Annotated in this window: 24 protein-coding genes; 15 read left to right on the top strand and 9 right to left on the bottom strand. The window is 56.8% G+C overall.

What is annotated here, in order from left to right:
• Nucleotides 1–15: 15 nt before the first annotated feature.
• Together hemD and hemC are read right to left on the bottom strand one after the other, a co-directional pair.
• Entirely contained in the window at nt 16–756 is a 741-nt protein-coding gene (gene hemD, locus EH164_RS21470; RefSeq protein ID WP_124970848.1) for a uroporphyrinogen-III synthase, read from the bottom strand.
• On the bottom strand, nt 753–1,694 hold the full coding sequence (gene hemC / locus EH164_RS21465; RefSeq protein WP_034812856.1) for a hydroxymethylbilane synthase: 942 nt from the start codon (nt 1,692–1,694) through the stop codon (nt 753–755). Before hemC ends, hemD begins: the two co-directional genes overlap by 4 nt.
• A 357-nt stretch (nt 1,695–2,051) precedes the next feature.
• Here hemC and cyaA point away from each other — a divergent pair, with 357 nt between their 5' ends.
• A complete protein-coding gene (gene cyaA / locus EH164_RS21460) occupies nt 2,052–4,595 on the top strand; it encodes a class I adenylate cyclase (protein ID WP_023479540.1) in 2,544 nt (847 codons plus the stop codon).
• Nucleotides 4,596–4,626: 31 nt separating this feature from the next.
• Here cyaA and cyaY read toward each other — a convergent pair whose 3' ends face one another.
• Nucleotides 4,627–4,947 carry an iron donor protein CyaY gene (gene cyaY / locus EH164_RS21455; RefSeq protein WP_023479612.1) on the bottom strand — a complete coding sequence of 107 codons (321 nt, stop codon included), beginning with the start codon at nt 4,945–4,947 and terminating at the stop codon, nt 4,627–4,629.
• Nucleotides 4,948–5,083: 136 nt separating this feature from the next.
• Here cyaY and EH164_RS21450 point away from each other — a divergent pair, with 136 nt between their 5' ends.
• From EH164_RS21450 to corA, 8 genes are all read left to right on the top strand, one after another.
• Nucleotides 5,084–5,287 carry a lipoprotein gene (locus EH164_RS21450; protein ID WP_023479542.1) on the top strand — a complete coding sequence of 68 codons (204 nt, stop codon included), beginning with the start codon at nt 5,084–5,086 and terminating at the stop codon, nt 5,285–5,287.
• Between the two features lie 36 nt (nt 5,288–5,323).
• Entirely contained in the window at nt 5,324–6,148 is an 825-nt protein-coding gene (gene dapF, locus EH164_RS21445) for a diaminopimelate epimerase (protein WP_023479551.1), read from the top strand.
• Nucleotides 6,145–6,852 (top strand): DUF484 domain-containing protein, encoded by a 708-nt coding sequence (locus EH164_RS21440; protein ID WP_023479550.1) that lies wholly within the window; start codon nt 6,145–6,147, stop codon nt 6,850–6,852. The genes dapF and EH164_RS21440 overlap by 4 nt, the downstream gene beginning before the upstream one ends.
• A complete protein-coding gene (xerC, locus tag EH164_RS21435) occupies nt 6,849–7,751 on the top strand; it encodes a tyrosine recombinase XerC (RefSeq protein WP_124970845.1) in 903 nt (300 codons plus the stop codon). The genes EH164_RS21440 and xerC overlap by 4 nt, the downstream gene beginning before the upstream one ends.
• Nucleotides 7,751–8,467, top strand: coding sequence for a 5-amino-6-(5-phospho-D-ribitylamino)uracil phosphatase YigB (gene yigB, locus EH164_RS21430; RefSeq protein ID WP_124970842.1), 717 nt, complete (start codon nt 7,751–7,753; stop codon nt 8,465–8,467). Before xerC ends, yigB begins: the two co-directional genes overlap by 1 nt.
• Nucleotides 8,468–8,602: 135 nt before the next feature.
• Entirely contained in the window at nt 8,603–10,765 is a 2,163-nt protein-coding gene (gene uvrD, locus EH164_RS21425; RefSeq protein WP_023479611.1) for a DNA helicase II, read from the top strand.
• A gap of 148 nt (nt 10,766–10,913) precedes the next feature.
• Nucleotides 10,914–10,970, top strand: a complete 57-nt coding sequence (gene ysgD, locus EH164_RS22955) for a YsgD/CorL family protein (protein WP_353656052.1) — start codon at nt 10,914–10,916, stop codon at nt 10,968–10,970.
• 153 nt (nt 10,971–11,123) lie between these two features.
• On the top strand, nt 11,124–12,074 hold the full coding sequence (gene corA / locus EH164_RS21420) for a magnesium/cobalt transporter CorA (RefSeq protein ID WP_023479615.1): 951 nt from the start codon (nt 11,124–11,126) through the stop codon (nt 12,072–12,074).
• Nucleotides 12,075–12,114: 40 nt separating this feature from the next.
• Here corA and EH164_RS21415 read toward each other — a convergent pair whose 3' ends face one another.
• From EH164_RS21415 to yigI, 4 genes are all read right to left on the bottom strand, one after another.
• Nucleotides 12,115–12,507, bottom strand: coding sequence for a DUF2628 domain-containing protein (locus EH164_RS21415; RefSeq protein WP_124970839.1), 393 nt, complete (start codon nt 12,505–12,507; stop codon nt 12,115–12,117).
• A 31-nt stretch (nt 12,508–12,538) separates the two neighbouring features.
• Nucleotides 12,539–12,925 (bottom strand): hypothetical protein, encoded by a 387-nt coding sequence (locus EH164_RS21410; protein ID WP_124970836.1) that lies wholly within the window; start codon nt 12,923–12,925, stop codon nt 12,539–12,541.
• Nucleotides 12,926–13,073: 148 nt separating this feature from the next.
• Nucleotides 13,074–13,970 (bottom strand): EamA family transporter RarD, encoded by an 897-nt coding sequence (gene rarD / locus EH164_RS21405; RefSeq protein ID WP_023479586.1) that lies wholly within the window; start codon nt 13,968–13,970, stop codon nt 13,074–13,076.
• A gap of 55 nt (nt 13,971–14,025) precedes the next feature.
• Nucleotides 14,026–14,493, bottom strand: a complete 468-nt coding sequence (yigI, locus tag EH164_RS21400; protein WP_023479602.1) for an acyl-CoA thioesterase YigI — start codon at nt 14,491–14,493, stop codon at nt 14,026–14,028.
• A gap of 159 nt (nt 14,494–14,652) precedes the next feature.
• Between yigI and pldA the strand changes: the two genes are divergently transcribed.
• The 3 genes from pldA to rhtC all read left to right on the top strand — a co-directional run bounded on the left by pldA (nt 14,653) and on the right by rhtC (nt 18,098).
• Complete coding sequence (gene pldA, locus EH164_RS21395; RefSeq protein ID WP_124970833.1) at nt 14,653–15,522, top strand: phospholipase A; 870 nt, start codon at nt 14,653–14,655, stop codon at nt 15,520–15,522.
• A gap of 68 nt (nt 15,523–15,590) precedes the next feature.
• Nucleotides 15,591–17,417 (top strand): ATP-dependent DNA helicase RecQ, encoded by a 1,827-nt coding sequence (recQ, locus tag EH164_RS21390; RefSeq protein ID WP_124970831.1) that lies wholly within the window; start codon nt 15,591–15,593, stop codon nt 17,415–17,417.
• Between the two features lie 60 nt (nt 17,418–17,477).
• Nucleotides 17,478–18,098 carry a threonine export protein RhtC gene (gene rhtC / locus EH164_RS21385; RefSeq protein WP_023479561.1) on the top strand — a complete coding sequence of 207 codons (621 nt, stop codon included), beginning with the start codon at nt 17,478–17,480 and terminating at the stop codon, nt 18,096–18,098.
• 167 nt (nt 18,099–18,265) lie between these two features.
• On the opposite strand, the gene rhtB is transcribed toward rhtC, so the two are convergent.
• Nucleotides 18,266–18,886: a homoserine/homoserine lactone efflux protein gene (gene rhtB, locus EH164_RS21380; RefSeq protein WP_042714313.1), complete on the bottom strand. Its 621-nt coding sequence runs from the start codon at nt 18,884–18,886 to the stop codon at nt 18,266–18,268.
• A gap of 109 nt (nt 18,887–18,995) precedes the next feature.
• On the opposite strand from rhtB, the gene pldB reads away from it, so the two are divergent.
• From pldB to EH164_RS21365, 3 genes are all read left to right on the top strand, one after another.
• The gene (gene pldB / locus EH164_RS21375) at nt 18,996–19,988 is read left to right on the top strand and encodes a lysophospholipase L2 (RefSeq protein ID WP_023479539.1); all 993 of its coding nucleotides are present in this window, start codon (nt 18,996–18,998) and stop codon (nt 19,986–19,988) included.
• Between the two features lie 25 nt (nt 19,989–20,013).
• Nucleotides 20,014–20,820 carry a sugar/pyridoxal phosphate phosphatase YigL gene (gene yigL, locus EH164_RS21370; RefSeq protein ID WP_023479545.1) on the top strand — a complete coding sequence of 269 codons (807 nt, stop codon included), beginning with the start codon at nt 20,014–20,016 and terminating at the stop codon, nt 20,818–20,820.
• Between the two features lie 98 nt (nt 20,821–20,918).
• On the top strand, nt 20,919–21,818 hold the full coding sequence (locus EH164_RS21365) for a carboxylate/amino acid/amine transporter (protein WP_124970828.1): 900 nt from the start codon (nt 20,919–20,921) through the stop codon (nt 21,816–21,818).
• Here EH164_RS21365 and metR read toward each other — a convergent pair.
• Nucleotides 21,706–22,659: an HTH-type transcriptional regulator MetR gene (gene metR, locus EH164_RS21360; protein ID WP_054803671.1), complete on the bottom strand. Its 954-nt coding sequence runs from the start codon at nt 22,657–22,659 to the stop codon at nt 21,706–21,708. The two genes, EH164_RS21365 and metR, sit on opposite strands and share 113 nt — an antisense overlap.
• Nucleotides 22,660–22,761: the final 102 nt, after the last annotated feature.

Genomic DNA, 22,761 nt, shown 5'->3' with positions numbered 1-22,761 from the left:
TTCCCATTATGAGAGTTATTGTAATGCGCGAAGCAGCGCATCGTTGTCGGCATTGTCAGCGACCTGAATCTCTTGCCAGCCCAGTTCCCGGGCAAGGTTCGCCAGACGTTCGCTTACCACCACCAGGCGGCAGCGAAGTAACCAGTTCTCCCGATACCAGGGAGGAATAAGTGAAAAAAGTTGCTGCAGCATTTCGCCGCTGGTGACCACCAGCGTTGAGACACCCCGCGTATGCCAGCGCATCGCTTCTTCTGCACCGTCATAAAATTTTGCACTGCGTTGATAACACTCGCAAAATTCAACATGTGCGCCGCGCTCAGTCAACGTTTCCGCCAATAGCTCGCGTCCGCCGTTGCCCCGTAAGATTAGCGCATGCTTGCCCTGAACATCTTGCAATTCAGGTAATTGTAGCAACACTTCGCTGATTTCCCGGTCATGAGGGTAGCGCACATCGATGCCGCTTACCGTATGCAGCGCGAGCGCGGTGGTGCGTCCGATGGCAAACCAGGCCGGTTCCGTTGGGAAAGTGAGACCAGCCTGCTGCAAATAGGCATGCGCGAAGGAGACAGCGTGCTGTGACAGGACAAACGCGAGGTCATTCGCGCCGAGCCTTGCGAGCCGCTCAGGTAATAAAGGCAGCTCTCGACCCGGCGTGAATTCAATCAACGGAAAGCTCCAGGCCACCAAACCCAGTGTGCGCAGTCGGCTCACTAATTCTTCCCCGGAGGGAGAGGGACGGGTGACCAGGATACTCATGCGGGGGCTTCTCCGTTGTAAATATCAGCAAGAATGGCGCGCGCGCCGTTATCCAGCAGCTCTTCGGCCAGCGAAATACCCATTTTTACTGCATCTTCCGGTTGGCCGCGGCGCTCGCCGCGTATCATCGTCGAACCATCCGGCGCGCCAACCAGCCCGCGTAACCAGAGTTCACCGTTAATCAGTTCAGCATAGCTGCCGATCGGCACCTGGCATCCGCCTTCAAGACGGGTATTCATCGCCCGCTCGGCTTTGACGCGAATCGCTGTTTCATCATGATTCAGCGGCTGCAGCAGCGCGCGGGTACGCGCATCGTCAAGACGGCACTCAACGCCTACCGCGCCCTGGCCTACGGCCGGGAGTGAGATTTCCGGCGGCAGCGCCCAGCGTACGCGATCGCTAAGACCCAGGCGGTTAAGGCCGGCGACGGCGAGGATAATCGCATCGTATTCGCCGTTATCCAGCTTGCTCAGGCGGGTGCCAACGTTGCCGCGCAGCGAGCGGATCACCAGATCGGGGCGCAGCGCAGCCAGCTGACACTGGCGACGTAAACTGGAAGTGCCGACAATACTGCCTGCGGGCAGTTCATCCAGCGCTTTATAGCGGTTAGAGACAAAGGCGTCGCGCGGATCGTCGCGTTCGCAAATCGTTACAAGGCCCAGTCCATCGGGGAAGTCGACCGGGACATCTTTCATTGAGTGCACGGCGATGTCGGCGTGGTTGTCGAGCAGCGCACGCTCAAGCTCTTTGACGAACAGACCTTTGCCACCCACTTTCGCCAGCGGCGTATCGAGGATCACATCGCCGCGCGTGACCATCGGCACCAGCTCAACGGCTAACCCCGGATGGCTCGCTTCAAGGCGCGCTTTTACATAATGTGCCTGCCAGAGAGCAAGCGGGCTTTGCCGTGTGGCAATTCTTAAAACATTGTCTACCATGCTTGATACCGTCAATTTCGTCCGTTGACCATCCTAACACTGTTGCATTAGGGTGTCAGTGTTCACGGTCGATTGCGGGTCTCGCGCCGCGCAACAGGCGCAGCGGGGGATGTAATTCGGAATTTACAGAGTGCGTTTAATGCTAAACTGGTTTGTAGCGCATCTTTCTTTACGGTCAATGAGCAAGGTGTTAGATTGATCACGTTTTAGACCATTTTTTCGTCTGTCCTCCCATAACGATAACGACGAAAAAAGGGCAACGGCTACTTTTGGATTTTCTGTCTACGCACCCCTTTTCAAGCTGCGGCCTACAAAACATCAGCATGAAGGTGTGTATAAAACATCAGGCGATATGTCTTGTACCTCTATATTGAGACGCTGAAACAGCGACTGGATGCCATTAATCAACTGCGTGTGGATCGCGCGCTTGCTGCCATGGGCCCTGCTTTTCAGCAGGTTTACAGTCTGCTGCCGACATTACTGCACTATCACCATCCGCTGATGCCTGGCTACCTTGACGGTAACGTTCCCAATGGCATTTGCCTTTACACGCCTGATGAAAACCAACTCCACTACCTGAACGAACTTGAGCTGAACCGTGGCCTGCCTGCGCAGGATGCGCCGACCGGCGAACTGCCGATCACCGGCGTCTACTCCATGGGCAGCACCTCTTCGGTTGGGCAGAGCTGCTCTTCCGATCTCGATATCTGGGTCTGCCACCAATCCTGGCTCGATAACGACGAGCGCCAGCTGTTACAGCGTAAATGCAGCCTGCTGGAGAGCTGGGCGGCTTCCCTCGGCGTGGAAGTGAGCTTCTTCTTGATTGATGAGAACCGCTTCCGCCATAATGAAAGCGGCAGCCTCGGCGGCGAAGATTGCGGCTCAACGCAGCACATTTTACTGCTCGATGAGTTCTACCGCACCGCCGTGCGCCTGGCAGGTAAACGTATTCTGTGGAATATGGTGCCGGGCGACGAAGAGGAAAATTACGACGATTACGTCATGACGCTCTACGCGCAGGGCGTGCTGACCCCGAACGAGTGGCTCGATCTGGGCGGCTTAAGCTCGCTCTCGGCGGAAGAGTATTTTGGTGCCAGCCTGTGGCAGCTCTATAAGAGTATCGACTCGCCCTATAAAGCGGTGCTGAAAACCCTGCTGCTCGAAGCCTACTCCTGGGAATATCCGAATACCCGCCTGCTGGCGAAAGATATCAAACAGCGCCTGCACGACGGCGAGATCGTCTCATTTGGTCTCGATCACTACTGCATGATGCTTGAGCGCGTCACGCACTATCTGGAAGCGATTGAGGATCCAACGCGTCTGGACCTGGTGCGTCGATGTTTCTACTTAAAAGTGTGTGAAAAGCTGAGCCGTGAACGCGCCTGCGTCGGCTGGCGTCGCGAAGTGATCACGCAGTTAGTGAAAGAGTGGGGATGGGACGAAGCGCGCCTCGCAATGCTCGATAACCGCGCCAACTGGAAAATCGATCAGGTGCGCGAAGCGCACAATGAGCTGCTCGATGCGATGATGCAGAGCTACCGCAACCTGATCCGCTTTGCCCGCCGTAATAACCTTAGCGTCTCCGCCAGCCCGCAGGATATCGGTGTTTTAACCCGTAAACTCTACGCGGCGTTTGAAGCGCTGCCGGGCAAAGTGACGCTGGTGAACCCGCAGATTTCACCGGATCTCTCCGAACCGAACTTAACCTTTATTCATGTGCCGCCGGGACGCGCCAACCGTACCGGTTGGTATCTCTACAACCGTGCGCCGAATATGGACTCCATCGTCAGCCATCAGCCGCTGGAGTATAACCGTTACCTGAACAAGCTGGTCGCCTGGGCATGGTTTAACGGTTTGCTGACGTCGCGTACGCGCCTGTTTATTAAGGGCAACGGCATTGTCGATCTGCCGAAGCTGCAGGAGATGGTTGCTGATGTCTCGCACCACTTCCCGCTGCGCCTGCCTGCGCCAACGCCAAAAGCGCTCTACAGCCCGTGCGAAATCCGCCATCTGGCGATTATCGTCAACCTGGAGTACGACCCGACAGCGGCGTTCCGTAACCAGGTGGTGCACTTTGATTTCCGCAAGCTTGATGTCTTCAGCTTCGGCGAGCAGCAAAACTGCCTCGTTGGCAGCGTCGATCTGCTCTATCGCAACTCGTGGAACGAAGTGCGTACCCTGCACTTCAACGGCGAGCAGGCGATGATTGAAGCGCTGAAAACCATCCTCGGCAAAATGCACCAGGATGCCGCGCCGCCGGACAGCGTCGAAGTCTTCTGTTACAGCCAGCATCTGCGTGGCCTGATCCGCACCCGCGTGCAGCAACTGGTCTCTGAATGTATCGAACTGCGCCTCTCGACGACGCGTCACGAAACCGGTCGCTTTAAAGCGCTGCGCGTGGCGGGGCAAACCTGGGGGCTGTTCTTCGAGCGCGTGAACGTTTCGGTGCAGAAGCTGGAAAATGCCATTGAGTTTTACGGCGCTATCTCCCACAACAAGCTGCATGGTTTGTCGGTGCAGGTGGAGACCAACCACGTCGAATTACCGGCGGTGGTGGATGGTTTTGCCAGCGAAGGGATTATTCAGTTCTTCTTTGAAGAGGCGGGGGAAGAGGGCTTTAACATCTATATTCTGGATGAGAGCAACCGCGCTGAAGTGTATCACCACTGCGAAGGCAGCAAAGAGGAGCTGGTGCGTGACGTAAGCCGCTTCTTCTCCTCCTCCCACGATCGTTTTACCTACGGCTCAAGCTTTATCAACTTCAACCTGCCGCAGTTCTACCAGATTGTGAATGTTGAAGGGCGCGCGCAGGTGATCCCGTTCCGCAACCAGGCGATCAGCACCGCATCGCCAGCCAATCAGGATAACGCCGCACCGCTGTTGCAGCAGTACTTCTCCTGATAGTGCTGCCCGGTCTCCCGGGCAGTGCGTCTTAGCGGAAAGTGACGCTTTCGCCTGCTTGCTGGCTTGCCGCCTGCTCCAGCAGATCCCAGAAGGTTTCGCCGCTGCGATCGCAGACCCACTCATCCCCTTTGAGATTGAAATGGTAACCGCCCTGTTTTGTCGCCAGCCACACCTGGTGCAGCGGCTCCTGGCGGTTGATGATGATCTTACTGCCGTTTTCAAAGCTGAGGGTTAACACGCCGCCATTGATTTCACAGTCGATATCGCTATCGCCGTCCCACTCATCCAGGCGTTCTTCGATGGTGAGCCACAGGCCGTCGGCGAGGCGATGAAATTCTGAATCGTTCATTCTGCTTTCCTGTTTTTTATGATGGCCGCAGTATAACGCGAAACATTTCCCGTTGCCCTAAACGTGCAAACTCTTGCTTTTGTGTCTTCTCCTGCGATGATAGAGCGCAGTAAGAATCAACTCACAGGCAACGATAATGAAAGATCTGTTTCGCACGCTGGCCGTAGTGCTGACTCTGTTCAGCCTGACGGGCTGTGGTCTGAAAGGGCCGCTCTACTTCCCTCCGGCCGATAAAACCGCGCCGCCGCCAACCAAAAAGCAGGAGAGCACGATCCAGCCTACTATTCCGAATAGTAACGATCGGGGTGATACCGGCTCGCCGACCCAGGTGAATTATTGACGTTACCGCTCTGTACCCGCGTAAATGGAGTAGATAATGCAGTTCTCAAAGATGCATGGCCTTGGCAACGATTTTATGGTCGTCGACGCGGTGACGCAGAACCTCTTTTTCTCCCCGGAGTTGATCCGTCGTCTGGCGGATCGCCATCTTGGCGTAGGCTTCGATCAACTGCTGGTGGTTGAGCCTCCTTACGATCCAGAACTCGATTTTCACTACCGTATTTTTAACGCTGACGGCAGCGAAGTGTCGCAGTGCGGCAACGGCGCGCGCTGTTTCGCCCGTTTTGTGCGTCTGAAAGGTTTGACCAATAAACGTGACATTCGCGTCAGTACAGCGAACGGGCGTATGGTATTGAGCGTAACGGAAGATGAACTGGTGCGCGTCAATATGGGCGAGCCGAACTTCGAACCGTCGCAGGTGCCGTTTCGCGCGAACAAAGCTGAGAAGACCTATATTATGCGCGCGGCGGAACAAACCGTGCTCTGCGGCGTCGTATCGATGGGCAACCCGCACTGTGTTATTCAGGTCGATAGCGTGGAAAACGCGCCGGTAGAGACGCTGGGACCGGTGCTGGAGAGCCATGAGCGCTTTCCTGAACGCGCCAATATCGGCTTTATGCAGGTCGTCAAAACCGATCATATCCGCCTGCGCGTTTTCGAGCGCGGCGCAGGTGAAACGCAGGCGTGCGGAAGCGGTGCCTGCGCAGCCGTTGCCGTCGGCATTCAGCAAGGCTTGCTGGCGGAAAGCGTTCGTGTGGAGTTACCGGGTGGTCGACTTGATATCGCCTGGAAAGGCCCGGGCCAACCGCTGTACATGACTGGCCCGGCGGCACATGTTTATGACGGGTTTATTCATCTATGAAGCAACCAGGGGAAGAATTGCAGGAGACGCTGACGGAGCTGGAAGATCAGACCGTTGCCGACTATTTGGTGCGCCATCCTGACTTCTTTATCCGTAACGCGCGGCTGGTGGAACAGATGCGCGTGCCGCATGCGGTGCGCGACACGGTTTCTCTGGTGGAGTGGCATATGGCGCGCTCGCGCAACCACATCAACGTGCTGGAAGAGAACATGACGCTGCTGATGGAGCAGGCGAGCGCCAATGAAGGGCTCTTTTACCGCCTGCTGCGCCTGCAAAGTCGGCTGGCTTCCGCGCCAAGCCTTGATGAGATGCTGAACCGCCTGCACCGCTGGGCGCGCGATTTAGGGCTGGCGGGCGCGACGGTGCGCCTCTTTCCGGATCGCTGGCGTCTCGGTGCGCCGTCGCGCTATACCCATCTCTCCCTCTCTCGTCAGGCGTTTGAGCCACTGCGCATTCAGCGCCTTGGTCACCAGCATCACTATCTGGGATCGCTCAACGGGCCGGAGCTGTTGCTGCTGTTGCCGGAAGCGAAAGCCATCGGTTCAGTGGCGATGTCGTTGATGGGGCAAGATGGCTCGCTCGGCGTGGTGCTGTTCAGCAGCCGCGATCCGCACCATTATCAACATGGTCAGGGCACTCAGTTGCTGGAGGAGATCGCGCAGATGCTGCCGGATCTGATTGAGCGCTGGATCGCACGCGCATGACCGCTTCGCCGCTCTTCCCGCTCGTTACCCGCTTTTTGCGTTACCTCGGCGTTGAGCGCCAGCTCAGCCCAATCACCCTGCGCAACTACCAGCGCCAGCTGGACGCCATAATGGCGATGGCGGACGATCTCGGACTCAAAAGCTGGCAACAGTGCGATGCTGCGACGGTGCGCTCAATTGCCACCCGCAGCCGCCGCAAAGGGTTGGGCGCGGCGAGTCTCGCGCTACGGCTCTCCGCCCTGCGCAGCTTCTTCGACTGGCTGGTGAGCCAGGGCGAGTTGCCCGCTAACCCGGCGAAAGGGATCTCCGCGCCGAAAGCCGCGCGCCATCTGCCGAAAAATATCGATGTCGATGATGTAAACCGCCTGCTGGAGATCGACATTAACGATCCGCTGGCGGTGCGCGACCGCGCGATGCTGGAAGTGATGTACGGCGCGGGTCTGCGTCTGTCGGAACTGGTCAATCTCGATATCAAACATCTCGATCTGGAGAGCGGCGAAGTGTGGGTTCTCGGCAAAGGCAGCAAAGAGCGCCGCGTGCCGATAGGCCGCAATGCGGTGAGCTGGGTTGAGCACTGGCTCGATCTGCGCGAGCTGTTTGGCGCGCAGGACGATGCGCTGTTCCTCTCAAAGCTCGGCAAGCGCATCTCGGCGCGCAACGTGCAGAAACGATTTGCTGAATGGGGCATTAAGCAGGGGCTGAACAGCCATGTGCATCCGCATAAACTGCGCCACTCTTTTGCCACCCATATGCTGGAGTCGAGCGGCGATCTGCGCGGCGTGCAGGAGCTGCTCGGCCACGCCAATTTGTCCACCACCCAGATCTATACCCATCTTGATTTTCAACACCTTGCTTCGGTCTACGATGCGGCGCATCCGCGCGCAAAACGGGGGAAATAATGCGTTTTTACCGCCCACCAGGCGAGATCTCTGCGATCACTTTCGACCTGGACGACACCCTTTATGACAACCGGCTGGTGATCCAGCGTACAGAGCAGGAGTCGCTGGCCTTTTTGCAGGGCTACCACCCGGCGCTCAGCACGCTGGAGAATAGCGAATTTAAGCGTCTGCGCCAGGCGCTGCGCGAAACCGAGCCGGATATCTACCACGATGTCACCGAGTGGCGGCGACGCGCCGTTGAGCGCGCCATGCTTGAAGCCGGGCTGACGGCAGAAGAGGCCACGGCTGGTGCCGAAGCCGCCATGGCCAACTTTGCGCACTGGCGCAGCCGCATTGATGTCCCGGACGAGACCCACGACACGCTGGCGAAGCTGGCAAAAAAGTGGCCGCTGGTGGCGATCACCAATGGCAATGCGCAGCCGGAGCTGTTCGGGCTCGGCGACTATTTCAAATTTGTTCTGCGCGCCGGGCCGGACGGGCGATCAAAACCCTTCAGCGATATGTATCACCGCGCCGCTGAGCGTCTTGACGTGCCCATTGGCACCATTTTGCACGTTGGCGACGATCTCACCACCGACGTTGCGGGCGCGATCCGCTGTGGCATGCAGGCCTGCTGGATCAAACCTGAAGGTGCAGATCTGCTGCAAGCCAGCGACAGCCGCCTGTTGCCGCATATGGAAATTTCGCGGTTGGCATCCCTCACTACGCTGATATAATCACCCATTGTTCTGTATAAAATACCAGGGTTTTGGTGGCGGGCGCGGCGCGAATGCGTCCACGCAAACCAGGCCCTGGTACGCGAAGCGCCACCGGCGTTTTGTTCAATTCCTGATGACTACGCGACGGTACCTATGGACGTTTCTTATCTGCTCGACAGCCTCAATGACAAACAGCGCGACGCCGTAGCGGCGACACGCAGCAATATGCTGGTGCTGGCGGGAGCGGGAAGCGGCAAGACGCGCGTACTGGTGCACCGTATCGCATGGCTGATGACCGTGGAGAACTGCTCGCCCTTCTCGATTATGGCGGTCACCTTTACCAACAAAGCGGCGGCGGAGATGCGCCACCGTATCGGCCAGCTGATGGGCACCACTCAGGGCGGCATGTGGGTCGGCACCTTCCACGGGCTGGCGCATCGCCTGCTGCGCGCGCACCATATGGACGCGAAATTGCCGCAGGATTTCCAGATCCTCGATAGCGAAGATCAGCTGCGCCTGCTCAAGCGTCTGATCAAAGCAATGAACCTTGATGAGAAGCAGTGGCCGGCGCGCCAGGCGATGTACTACATCAACGGTCAGAAAGATGAGGGCATCCGCCCGCACCACATTCAAAGCTTCGGCAATCCGGTAGAGCAGACCTGGCAGAAGGTTTACCAGGCCTATCAGGAGGCGTGCGATCGCGCCGGGCTGGTCGATTTTGCTGAACTGCTGCTGCGCGCCCACGAGCTGTGGCTGAACAAACCGCATATCCTGCAGCACTATCGCGAACGCTTTACCAATATCCTGGTCGATGAGTTCCAGGATACTAACAACATTCAGTATGCGTGGATCCGCCTGCTGGCGGGCGATACCGGCAAGGTGATGATCGTCGGCGACGATGACCAGTCGATCTACGGCTGGCGCGGCGCGCAGGTGGAGAACATCCAGCGCTTCCTCACCGATTTTCCCGGCGCGCAAACTATTCGTCTTGAGCAGAACTACCGCTCCACCAGCAATATTCTGAGTGCCGCCAACGCCCTGATTGAGAACAACAACGGGCGTCTGGGGAAAAAGCTCTGGACCGAAGGGAGCGACGGCGAGCCGATCTCCCTCTACTGCGCATTTAACGAGCTGGATGAGGCGCGTTTTGTCGTCAACCGTATCAAAGCCTGGCAGGACAACGGCGGCCAGCTGACGCAGTGCGCCATTCTCTATCGCAGTAACGCCCAGTCGCGCGTGCTGGAAGAGGCGTTACTGCAGGCAAGCATGCCCTACCGCATCTATGGCGGCATGCGCTTCTTCGAGCGCCAGGAGATCAAAGATGCGCTCGCCTATCTGCGCCTGATAGCCAACCGTAACGATGACGCCGCTTACGAGCGCGTGGTCAATACGCCGACGCGCGGCATCGGCGATCGCACCCTTGATGTTGTTCGTCAGACCTCCCGCGAGCGCCAGCTGACGCTGTGGCAGGCAACCCGCGAGCTGCTGCAAGAGAAAGCGCTGGCAGGACGCGCGGCGGGTGCGTTGCAGCGTTTTCTTGAGCTAATCGACGCACTGGCACAAGAGACGGCAGATATGCCGCTGCATGTGCAAACCGACCGGGTGATCAGCGATTCCGGCCTGCGCGCGATGTACGAGCAGGAGAAGGGCGAAAAAGGCCAGACGCGAATTGAGAACTTAGAGGAGCTGGTCACCGCAACGCGGCAGTTCAGCTACAACGAAGAAGATGAAGATTTAATGCCGCTGCAGGCGTTCCTCTCCCACGCGGCGCTGGAAGCGGGTGAAGGGCAGGCGGACACCTGGCAGGACGCGGTGCAGTTAATGACCATGCACTCGGCGAAGGGGCTTGAGTTCCCGCAGGTGTTTATTGTCGGCATGGAAGAGGGGATGTTCCCGAGCCAGATGTCCCTTGATGAGGGCGGCCGTCTGGAAGAGGAGCGCCGTCTGGCCTATGTCGGTGTCACGCGCGCGATGAAAAAGCTGACCTTAACCTATGCGGAAACGCGTCGGCTGTATGGCAAAGAGGTTTATCACCGCCCTTCGCGCTTTATCGGCGAGCTGCCGGAAGAGTGCGTTGAAGAGGTGCGCTTGCGCGCCAGCATCAGCCGTCCGGTCAGCCATCAGCGGATGGGCACGCCGGTAGCACAGAGCGATACGGGCTATAAGCTTGGTCAGCGCGTGCGCCACGCCAAATTTGGCGAAGGCACGGTGGTGAATATGGAAGGCAGCGGCGAGCACAGCCGCTTGCAGGTGGCGTTCCAGGGGCAGGGCATTAAGTGGTTAGTCGCCGCCTATGCGAAGCTCGAAACTGTGTAACCTTCAGAAAAATATCATCATTTTGTAATATTCTGCTAGCCTTATACGCTAAAGGGCAAATATTGCTCTTTAGCGTTTCGTTGCGTGTTGACGCCTTCTGAGTGCTGGCGTAACATGCGCGCACGATCACGCTAAGAGGACATTCGCCTTGGACACACCCAGTAGATGCTGGCTCAATTTCCTGGATTTCAGGAACAACTCCTAAGGCTTTCTCCTCACGCTGATGGCCTTAGTGGTTGTCGGCGACCTGCTTTATCCCCCGTCGCGCTGAGTCAGACTGTTTAATGGTCTGAAACCCCAATTGTTTCTTGTGTGCCCTGCGAACTGTCCGATATTTTTTGCATTGGGAGTCCCGGCCATGCTGAGCGCATTTCAACTGGAAAACAATCGTTTAAGCCGTCTTGAGGCTGACGAAATCAAACACCTCGCCAGCTCGGTTTGGGTGGATTTGGTCGAGCCGGACGATGATGAACGTACCCGCGTGCAAACGGAATTGGGCCAGAATCTGGCTACGCGACCTGAACTGGAAGACATCGAAGCCTCGGCGCGTTTTTTCGAAGACGAAGACGGTCTGCACATTCACTCCTTCTTCTTTTATGAAGATGCGGAGGATCACGCAGGCAACTCAACGGTAGCATTCACCATTCGCGAAGGGCGTCTCTTTACCCTGCGCGAGCGCGAACTGCCCGCGTTTCGTCTTTATCGTATGCGCGCCCGCAGCCAGGAGATGGTTGACGGCAACGCCTATGAGCTGCTGCTCGATCTCTTCGAAACCAAAATTGAACAGCTGGCGGATGAGATTGAAAACATCTACAGCGATCTGGAAAAGCTCAGCCGCGTCATTATGGAAGGGCAGCAGGGCGATGAGTATGACGAAGCGCTCTCGACGCTTGCTGAGCAGGAAGATATCGGCTGGAAAGTGCGTTTGTGTCTGATGGATACCCAGCGCGCGCTGAACTTCCTGGTGCGCAAAGCGCGTTTACCGGCGGGTCAGCTTGAGCAGGCGCGCGAGATCCTGCGCGATATCGAATCGCTTTTGCCGCATAACGAATCCCTGTTCCAGAAGGTGAACTTCCTGATGCAGGCGGCGATGGGTTTTATCAATATCGAGCAGAACCGAATCATCAAGATCTTCTCGGTCGTTTCGGTGGTGTTTCTGCCGCCAACGCTGGTGGCATCGAGCTATGGGATGAACTTCGAGTTTATGCCTGAGTTGCACTGGAGTTTCGGCTACCCCGGCGCGATTATCTTTATGATCCTTGCCGGTCTTGCCCCCTACCTCTACTTTAAACGCCGCAACTGGCTTTGAAGCCAAAAAAAAGGTTCAGCCTGCGCTGAACCTTTTTTCTTTAAAAGCCCCAGGTCTGGATGCCTTTGACCTTATATTCGTAATACCAGACATTAGCCCGAAATCCGATCATCATGGCTACAAAAATGGTCAGGAAGGGTATGCCTATAAGAGCGGAAACGAATAATCCCAATATAATCAGAGCAATAGAGGTCAGTGCTTTTTTCCACAGGCCCAGAATAAAGAGATAAATAAAGCTGAAAGATAATGCGAAGTAATTTACGGAGACTCTGCGTTTCTCCCAAAAAGACATTCCTTTGAACGCTTGCTTCCACGCCGGTGAAACACGCCAGAATCCGGGATAACCATTCTTTTCAAAAAATGCGAAACGATACTTCCACTTATCGCTCAGCGATTCGTCTTTCTGATAGTCATAGTCGTTGATGGTGCTCATTTTTCTCTCCTGAAAAACCCTGTCTTTAAAACTAATTAGCTGTTTTTACTTCCGTTGGCGCGAACATAAGCATAAAAAATACCAGGCCGTCGAACCAAAAATAGATCTGAACGCCAAGCAGCAGATATTCATCATCCAGCACGAAACCTGCTGCGGAGACCACTGGCGAAATGAGATAAACCAGGATCGACAAAATGACGACATAACGCCCCTTTAATCCACTATCCCGGCAGCGCTGCGCATTGATATTGATCTTCACCCACGTGTAAACCAGCAGGCAGAGCAGCGGCAGTATAGGAAGCTTCGCCACGCTAACCATGGCAATTAAAAAAACAATATGCAGAAGCATAAAAATAAGGAAATAGGGCTTACGCGCGAGGCATGCCTTGCCTGTTGGCCAAAAAATCCTGCGGATCATTTTTCCGGGTCGTCCTGAATAGCGTAATAATAAAGCGGCGAACATACCATTCAGTAGATTAATATGCGACGCGACGATCGAATAACCCACGAATATTTGTAGGGAGCGGGCGGCAATTCCGCCCGCCTGATTTGTTCCCTAAGCGGAATTAGCGTGTTTTACGCAATGCGCGCTGGGTATAAAGGGCATCCATTACGAAGATCGCCAGCGCCACCCAGATAAAGCCAAAGGTCACCATCTTATCCGCGCCGGGATGCTCACCGTAAAAGGTCACCGCCAGCAGGAACATCAGCGTCGGGCCGATGTACTGAAAGAAACCGAGGGTTGAGAGGCGCAGACGCGTTGCCGCTCCGGTAAAGCAGAGCAGCGGCACCGTGGTCACCACGCCCGCAGCGATTAGCAGTAGATTGAGCGACAGGCTGTTCTGCGACATATGGCTGGTCGGGCTATCGGTAATGCCAAACAGCCAGATGGCGGCCACCGGCAGCAGCCACAGGGTCTCTATCAGCATGCCGGTTTGCGCCTCGACAGCGATTTTCTTTCGCAGCAGACCGTAAAAGGCGAAGCTAAAGGCGAGGCCGAGGGCAATCACCGGCAGCGAACCAAAGGTCCAGAGCTGTACCAGCACGCCCAGCGCGGCGAGGATCACCGCCAGCCACTGCATGCGACGGAAGCGCTCGCCTAAGAAAAGCATCCCCAGCAGGATATTCACCAGCGGGTTAATAAAGTAGCCGAGGCTCGCTTCCAGCATATGGTTATGGTTAACCGCCCAGATAAACAGCAGCCAGTTACCGCCCACCAGCACCGCCGAAACCGCCAGCAGCAAAATCTTTTTCGGCGTTTGCAGCAGCGCTTTCACGCTCTTCCACTGGCGGCTTACGCTTATCAGCGCCAGCATAAAAAAGAAGGACCAGATGACGCGGTGAGTCAGGATCTCATCGGCGGGAACATACCAAATCACTTTGAAGTAGGCGGGCGCGATGCCCCAGATAAAATAAGCGGCGAGCGCAAGTAATACGCCAAGCCGCGTCTGCTTTGCATCCATCAGAAAGACTCGTTGCGAAAATGTAACCGCATGGTACCCGATTTCGCAGGCCTGCTCACCCCACCATATAGGTAGCGGTTGCGCTGGCGATATGCACCTGCTCCTCGTTATGCAGCTCCACGCGTGCAACGGCGACCTTATTGCCCGCGCGCAGCAAACTGCTGCTGGCGGTAAAGCGCGTACCGCGGCCAGGACGCAGATAATCGACACGCAAATCAATCGTTCCCATCCGCGCCAGGCGCTGGCGAAGCTCCTCTTCGCTGATGGTTTCATGGCGGGTGAGGGTGCTGCCGACACACACCAGCCCGGCGGCGACATCCAGCGCGGAGGCAATCACTCCGCCGTGCAGAATGCTCTGCGCCCAGTTACCGACCATCATCGGCTGGTTATTGAAATGCAGTTCTGCGAATGCTTTTTCATAGCGCCCTAGCTCAAGGCCTAACGCACGGTTGTAGGGCATGTGATAGACAAAAATTTCGCCCACCATTTGCAGGGCTTGATCGGCGGTAAGAACGGCTGACATATCAATCTGATCCGATGAGTTAATGGAGTGTTAATTTTATGCTCAATGTTTGTTGATTGCTACTTTAAGAGCGATAGACGAGCAGTGACGCAAGAAATATGTAGAATACGTGCGGATAAGACTATTAATTAACTCAACTAGAATTCGGAGCTTAAACCGATGCGCACCTGGCCGGGGTATATTTTCGCAGTGCTGGCACTGCCGTTTATGGCACTCGCACAAGAAGCAACCATCAAAGAAGTTCATGATGCGCCCGTCGTGCGCGGTAGCATCATCGCGAATATGTTGCAGGAGCATGATAATCCCTTCACGCTCTATCCGTATGAATCCAACTATGTGATCTATACCGATACCAGCGATCTGAATAAGGAAGCGATCCGCTCCTACAACTGGGCTGACAACGCGCGTAAAGATGAAGTGAAGTTCCAGATAAGCCTCGCTTTCCCCTTCTGGCGCGGCATTCTCGGGCCAAACTCGGTATTAGGCGGCTCCTATACGCAAAAATCCTGGTGGCAGCTCTCCAACAGCGGTGAGTCTTCTCCCTTCCGAGAAACCAACTACGAACCGCAGCTGTTCCTCGGTTTCGCCACGGATTACAAATTTGCCGGCTGGACGCTGCGTGACGTGGAAGTTGGTTTTAACCATGACTCCAATGGCCGCTCCGATCCGACCTCGCGCAGCTGGAACCGTGCTTACACCCGCCTGATGGCGCAAAACGGTAACTGGATGGTGGAAGTGAAGCCCTGGTATGTCGTAGGCTCCACGGATGACAACCCGGATATCACCAAATATATGGGTTACTACCAGCTGAAAATCGGTTACGAAATTGGTGATGCGATCCTCAGCGCGAAAGGGCAGTACAACTGGAATACCGGCTACGGCGGCGCAGAGATCGGCCTCAGCTACCCGGTGACCAAACACGTTCGCCTCTATACTCAGGTTTACAGCGGCTACGGCGAATCGCTGATTGATTATAATTTCAATCAGACCCGCTTCGGCGTGGGCGTGATGCTCAACGATCTGTTTTAAGGCATTGCAGTTTCAGTCACAGGCGCTGAAAATAGCGCCTGTTTTTATTTCAGGCAAATGGGGTCAATGTGGCGCAGGCGGAAGTATTGAATCAGGAATCGCTGGCTAAACAGGTTTTACAAGAGACCTTTGGCTACCAGCAGTTCCGCCCTGGCCAGCAGGATATTATCGACACCGTGCTTGGCGGTCGCGACTGCCTGGTGGTGATGCCGACCGGCGGCGGCAAATCCCTCTGTTATCAAATTCCGGCGCTGGTGCTGGAAGGGCTGACGGTGGTGGTCTCGCCGCTTATCTCGCTGATGAAAGATCAGGTCGACCAGTTGCTCGCCAACGGCGTAGCGGCGGCCTGTCTCAACTCGACCCAGAATCGCGAGCAGCAGCTCGAGGTGGTAAACGGCTGTCGCAACGGGCAGATCCGTCTGCTCTATATCGCGCCTGAGCGCCTGATGCTCGACAACTTCCTTGATCAGCTGCGCCAGTGGAACACGGTGCTTATTGCCGTCGATGAAGCGCACTGTATCTCCCAGTGGGGGCACGATTTCCGCCCGGAATACGCCGCGCTCGGCCAGCTGCGCCATATGCTCCCCAACGTGCCCTTTATGGCGCTTACCGCCACCGCCGATGACACCACGCGGCGCGATATTGAACGCCTGCTCAGCCTTAACGATCCGCTGATTCAGGTCAGCAGTTTCGACCGTCCAAACATCCGCTACATGCTGATGGAGAAGTTTAAGCCTCTCGATCAGCTGCTGCGCTATGTGCAGGAGCAGCGGGGCAAATGCGGCATCATTTACTGTAACAGCCGGGCGAAAGTGGAAGATACCGCCGCGCGCTTACAGGCCCGGGGCTTCAGCGCCGCGCCTTATCACGCCGGGCTGGAAAACGAGGTTCGCGCGCGGGTGCAGGAGCAGTTCCAGCGCGATGACCTGCAAATTGTGGTTGCTACCGTCGCCTTTGGCATGGGGATTAACAAACCCAACGTCCGCTTTGTGGTGCACTTCGACATCCCGCGCAATATCGAATCCTACTACCAGGAGACCGGCCGCGCCGGGCGTGATGGCCTGCCCGCAGAAGCGATGCTGTTTTACGATCCGGCAGATATGGCCTGGCTGCGCCGCTGCCTGGAGGAGAAGCCCGCCGGGCCGTTGCAGGATATCGAGCGTCACAAGCTCAATGCGATGGGAGCCTTTGCTGAAGCGCAAACCTGTCGTCGCCTGGTGCTGCTCAACTACTTTGGCGAAGGGCGTCACGCGCCTTGCGGCAACTGCGATATCTGCCTCGATCCGCCGCGCCAGTACGACGGTTTGCAGGATGCGCAGAAAGCGCTCTCCGCCATCTATCGCGTTAACCAGCGCTTCGGGATGGGTTATGTGGTTGAGGTGCTGCGCGGCGCGAATAACCAGCGTATCCGCGAGATGGGCCATGACAAGCTGCCGGTCTACGGCATCGGGCGCGAGCAGAGCCACGAACACTGGGTAAGCGTGATTCGCCAGCTGATCCACCTGGGCTTCGCCATGCAAAATATCGCCCAGCACTCGGCGCTGCAACTGACGGAAGCGGCGCGTCCGGTTCTGCGCGGTGAGGTGCCGCTGATGCTGGCGGTGCCGCGCATGGTAACGCTGAAGCCGAAGGTGATGCAGAAGGCGGCGGTCGGCAATTACGATCGCAAGCTGTTCGCCAAACTGCGTAAGCTGCGTAAAGCGATTGCCGACGAAGAGAACATCCCGCCGTACGTGGTGTTTAACGATGCCACGCTGATTGAGATGGCGGAGCAGATGCCGCTTTCGCCGGGCGATATGCTGAGCGTCAACGGCGTCGGCACGCGCAAACTGGAGCGTTTCGGCCAGGAGTTTATGGCGCTGATCCGCGCCCATGTCGACGGCGATGAAGAGTAGTCAGCCTGCGGGAAAAGTGTCAGGATAGCCCTTCACTGAATCTTTTCTCGCGAGTTCGCTATGTTAACGCTCTTTCTCTCCGTCATGACAGTGCACTTCATTGCGCTGATGAGCCCCGGTCCCGATTTTTTCTTTGTTTCCCAAACTGCCGTCAGCCGCTCGCGCAAAGAAGCGATGCTGGGCGTGCTCGGCATCACCGCCGGTGTAATGGTGTGGGCAGCGGTCGCGCTGCTTGGCCTCAACCTGATCCTCGCGAAAATGGCGTGGCTGCATAGCATCATTATGGTCGGCGGCGGGCTCTATCTCTGCTGGATGGGCTTCCAGATGCTGCGCGGTGCGCTGAAGAAAGAGACGGCGAACAGCGATGCGCCGCAGGTTGAGCTGGCGGCGGGCGGCCGTAGTTTTGTGAAAGGCTTACTAACCAACCTTGCAAATCCGAAAGCGATTATCTATTTCGGATCGGTCTTCTCGCTGTTTGTTGGCGACAGCGTCGGCGCTAACGCGCGCTGGGGCATCTTTGTGCTGATTGTGGTAGAGACCTTCGCCTGGTTTACGCTGGTCGCCAGCGTCTTTGCGTTACCGCGCGTGCGTCGCGGCTATCAGCGAATGGCGAAGTGGATCGATGGCGTCGCCGGTGCGCTCTTCGCCGGGTTTGGTATCCATCTGATCATCTCCCGTTAATGCCGGATTGCCGGATGGCGCTTGCGCTTATCCGGCCTACGAAAACCAGGCGGCAAATCTTGTAGGCCGAATAAGGCGCAGCCGCCATCCGGCATATCAGTCACAAATGTGCGAATGTTCGCGTAGGCCGGATAAGGCGCAGCCGCCATCCGGCAAACAGACCGCACTCACGCGTGTCTTGCCGACGCCAACAACGCCCCCACCAGCACAAACAGCGATCCGAACACTTTATTCAATGCCTTCATCTGATGCGGGCCTTTGATCCATCCCGCAATGCGCCGCGCCAGCGTGGCATAACCAATCATCACAATGATATCGACCACGATGGTCGTCGCTCCAAGCACCACATACTGCATCACCTGCGGCTGATTGGGCGCGATAAACTGCGGAAAGAGGGCGGCAAGAAACACGATGCTCTTCGGGTTGGTGAGGTTCACAAACACCGCGCGTTTAAACAGCCGCCCGCGTGATTGCGTCTGCGCCAGGGTATGGAGATCGAGCGCGCCTGCGGCGCGCCACTGCTGAATTCCGAGCCACACCAGGTAGGCCGCGCCCGCCCACTTCAACACCTCAAAAGCCAGCACCGAGCGGGAAAAGAGCGTGCCCAGACCGATACCGACCAGCACGATATGGATCCCCAGCCCGGTCTGCAAACCGGCAATTGAGGCCGCCGCGCCGCGATAGCCGTGGCTAATTGAAGTGGTCATGGTATTGATCGCCCCGGAGCCGGGGGAGAGGCTTAAAATCAACGATGTCAGCAGGTAGGCGAACCACCACTCGAAGGTCATGAGAAATTCCCTGGTTGTCGGTTTTTATGCCACAATACGCCATTGTCTGTGGAATTTGCTATTGGTCACAAAAAAACGATTTTACATGGCTAAAAGGGGCAAAATCCCGATGTTTCGGCAAAAAAAGGCGTGGGAAAGCAGAGAAAAAGCGTTCGCCGCATTCACCATGGGTCCGTTAATGGATTTCTGGCGATCGCGTGAAGAGGACGTGTTTACCGGCGTGGACGACGTGCCGGTCAGTTTTGTGCGTTTTCGCGCGCAGAGTAACGATCGGGTGATCGTGATCTGCCCTGGCCGTATCGAAAGCTACGTAAAGTATGCCGAACTGGCCTATGACCTGTTCCACCTTGGTTACGACGTGCTGATTATCGATCACCGCGGCCAGGGTCGCTCCGGGCGCATGCTGCCCGACGCGCATCGCGGCCATGTGGTGAAATTTAGCGACTATGTCGAAGATTTGGCCGCCTTCTGGGAGCAGGAAGTTGCCAGCGGCCCGTGGCGCAAACGCTATATTCTGGCGCACTCAATGGGCGGCGCGATCTCAACGCTCTTTTTACAGCGCTATCCGCACGCTTGCGACGCCATCGCGCTCTGCGCGCCGATGTTCGGCATTGTTATTCACCTGCCGGACTGGGTGGTGCGTCCGCTGCTGGAGTGGGCTGAGAGCTACCCGAGCATCCGCGACGGTTACGCTATCGGCACCGGCAGCTGGCGTCCGCTGCCCTTCGCCATCAACGTGTTGACCCACAGCCGCGAGCGCTACCGCCGTAACGTTCGTTTCTACGCTGATGAACCGACCCTGCGCGTCGGCGGCCCGACCTGGCACTGGGTGCGTGAAGGCATCCTCGCGGGCGAGCAGGCGCTGGCCGGGGTGGAAAAAGACGCCACGCCGACATTACTGATTCAGGCAGAAGAGGAGCATGTGGTGGATAACCGCATGCATCAGCGCTTCTGCGAACGCCGCGCCGCCGCCGGTCACCCCTGCGAAGGGGGGAAACCGCTGGTCATCGAAGGCGCGTACCATGAGATCCTTTTTGAAAAGGACGCCATGCGCTCAGTCGCGCTCAACGCCATCGTCGATTTTTTCGATCGACATAACTGATGATTTATTGAGGTTAAATTTTCTTATGTACCAGGTTGTTGCCTCTGATTTAGACGGTACGCTGCTCTCTCCCGACCACACACTGTCGCCTTTCGCCAAAGAAACCTTAAAACTGCTGACCGCGCGCGGTGTGAATTTTGTCTTCGCCACCGGCCGCCACCACGTTGATGTCGGGCAGATCCGCGATAATTTAGATATCAAAGCCTACATGATCACCTCCAACGGCGCGCGCGTGCACGATACCGACGGAAACCTGGTCTTCACCCATAACCTCGACCGCGATATCGCCGCCGATCTCTTCGGCATGATGCATAACGAGCCGGAGATCATCACCAACGTCTACCGCGACGATGAGTGGTTTATGAACCGCCACCGTCCGGATGAGATGCGCTTCTTCAAAGAGGCGGTTTTCAAATACGCGATTTACGAGCCGGGTTTACTGGAGCCGGAGGGCGTCAGCAAAGTCTTCTTCTCCTGCGACAACCACGAAAAACTGCTGCCGCTGGAGCAGGCGATCAACGCCCGTTGGGGCGATCGTGTCAACGTCAGCTTCTCCACCTTGACCTGCCTGGAAGTGATGGCGGGCGGCGTATCGAAAGGCCATGCGCTGGAAGCGGTCTCGCACGCGCTGGGTTACAGCCTGAAAAATTGCATCGCCTTCGGCGACGGCATGAACGATGCTGAAATGCTGTCGATGGCGGGTAAAGGCTGCATTATGGCGAACGCCCATCAGCGCCTGAAACAGCTCCATCCGGAACTGGAAGTAATTGGTACCAACGCCGACAACGCCGTGCCGAAATACCTGCGTAAGCTCTATCTTGGCGAAGATTGACAACTGTTCGCAAAACAAACAGACGTCAACTAAATAGTCAAACTTTGTACACCTGAGTTCGCTACAATGCGTGTCCTTTCACTTGAGAGACATTCATTGTGGCGTTACTGATCATCACCACCATTCTGTGGGCCTTCTCGTTTAGCCTGATTGGCGAATACCTTGCCGGGCATGTCGACAGCTACTTTTCGGTGCTGATGCGCGTCGGGCTGGCGGCGCTGGTCTTTTTACCTTTCCTGCGAGCGCGCGGCCATAGCCTGCAAACCATCGGCTTGTATATGCTGGTGGGCGCGCTGCAACTGGGTATCATGTATCTGTTCGGCTTCCAGGCCTATCTCTACTTAACGGTCTCCGAGTTCCTGCTCTTCACCGTGTTTACCCCGCTCTATATCACGCTGATTTACGACCTGCTGAGCAAACGCAGGTTGCGCTGGAGCTACCTGCTGAGCGCCGGGCTGGCGGTGATTGGCGCGGCGATCATCCGCTACGACAAAGTGAGCGATCACTTCTGGACGGGGCTGATCCTCGTGCAGCTGGCGAATATCAGCTTTGCGATTGGCATGGTGGGGTATAAGCGCCTGATGGAGACGCGACCGATGCCGCAGCACAACGCTTTTGCCTGGTTCTATCTTGGCGCGTTTGTGGTGGCAGCAGTAGCGTGGCTGATAATGGGCAATCCGCAGAAATTACCGACCACCACGTTGCAGTGGGGTGTGCTGGTGTGGCTGGGCGTCGTGGCGTCGGGGCTCGGTTACTTTATGTGGAACTACGGCGCGACGCAGGTGGATGCGGGCACGCTCGGCATCATGAACAATGTGCATGTTCCCGCCGGGCTGCTGGTCAACCTTGCCATCTGGCAGCAGCAGCCGCACTGGCCCAGTTTTATTATTGGTGGTGCGGTGATAATGGCTTCGCTATGGGTACATCGCCGTTGGGTCGCTCCGCGCTCCGCACAAACGGCAGATGATCGCAGGCGTGGTTCCGCGCTGAGCGAATAAACGCTTCCGTTACCGGCTGACGCTGCTCGCCGTCGCGCACTGCGGCGTACAGCCGGCTCCACAATCCCTCGCCGAGGGTTTTGGTCACAATCAGACCCTGGCGCTCAAAACTCTCCACCACCCAGTGCGGCAGCGCGGCAATCCCCATGCGCGCGGAGACCATCTGAATCAGCAGCAGCGTGTTATCGACGCTTTTCAGCGACGGGCTGACGCCTGCCGGTTGCAGAAAGTGCCGCCAGATATCAAGCCTGCTGCGCTGCACCGGGTAGATGAGCAGCGTTTCGCTGGCAATATCTTCCGGCGTGATATGCGCCACCGCCGCCAGCGGATGATCCGGCGCCAGCACCAGACGCACTTCAAAATCAAACATCGGCGAATAGTGCAGACCGCTGCGCGGCAGAATGTCGGAGGTGAGCACCACATCCAGCTCGCCCTGCTGCAAAGCGGGCTGCGGATCGAAGGTAACGCCAGATTTGAAATCCATCTCCACCTGCGGCCAGCTCTGGCGGAAATTCTCAAGCGCGGGGGTCAACCACTGAATACAGCTATGGCACTCAATGGCGATGCGTAAGGTAGTTTGCTGCGGCTCATTGCAGGCCTGCAGCGCGCGGCTAATCTGCGGCAGCACCTGATTAGCCAGTTGCAGCAAAATTTCCCCCTGCGGCGTAAAACGCAGCGGCTGGCTTTTACGCACAAACAGACGGAAACCAAGGCGCTGTTCCAGATCGCTGAACTGATGGGAAAGGGCGGATTGCGTCTGGTGCAGCGTTGCCGCAGCGGCGGCCAGCGATCCGCTATTTCGTAACGCTTGCAGCGTTTTCAGGTGCTTAATCTCGATCATGAAACTCTTTCACTCCGGCATGAATATTTTGCGCTTGAGGAATACACACTACCTTCACATTATGGATGTGTAAACATCTGGACGTCCAAATCCTGCGTCTTT

Source organism: Kosakonia sp. CCTCC M2018092, assembly GCF_003864115.1.
GTDB classification, from domain to species: Bacteria; Pseudomonadota; Gammaproteobacteria; order Enterobacterales; family Enterobacteriaceae; genus Kosakonia; species Kosakonia cowanii.
Note: the sequence above shows the minus strand (reverse complement) of the source record. Positions and strands in the feature narration are given on the sequence as shown.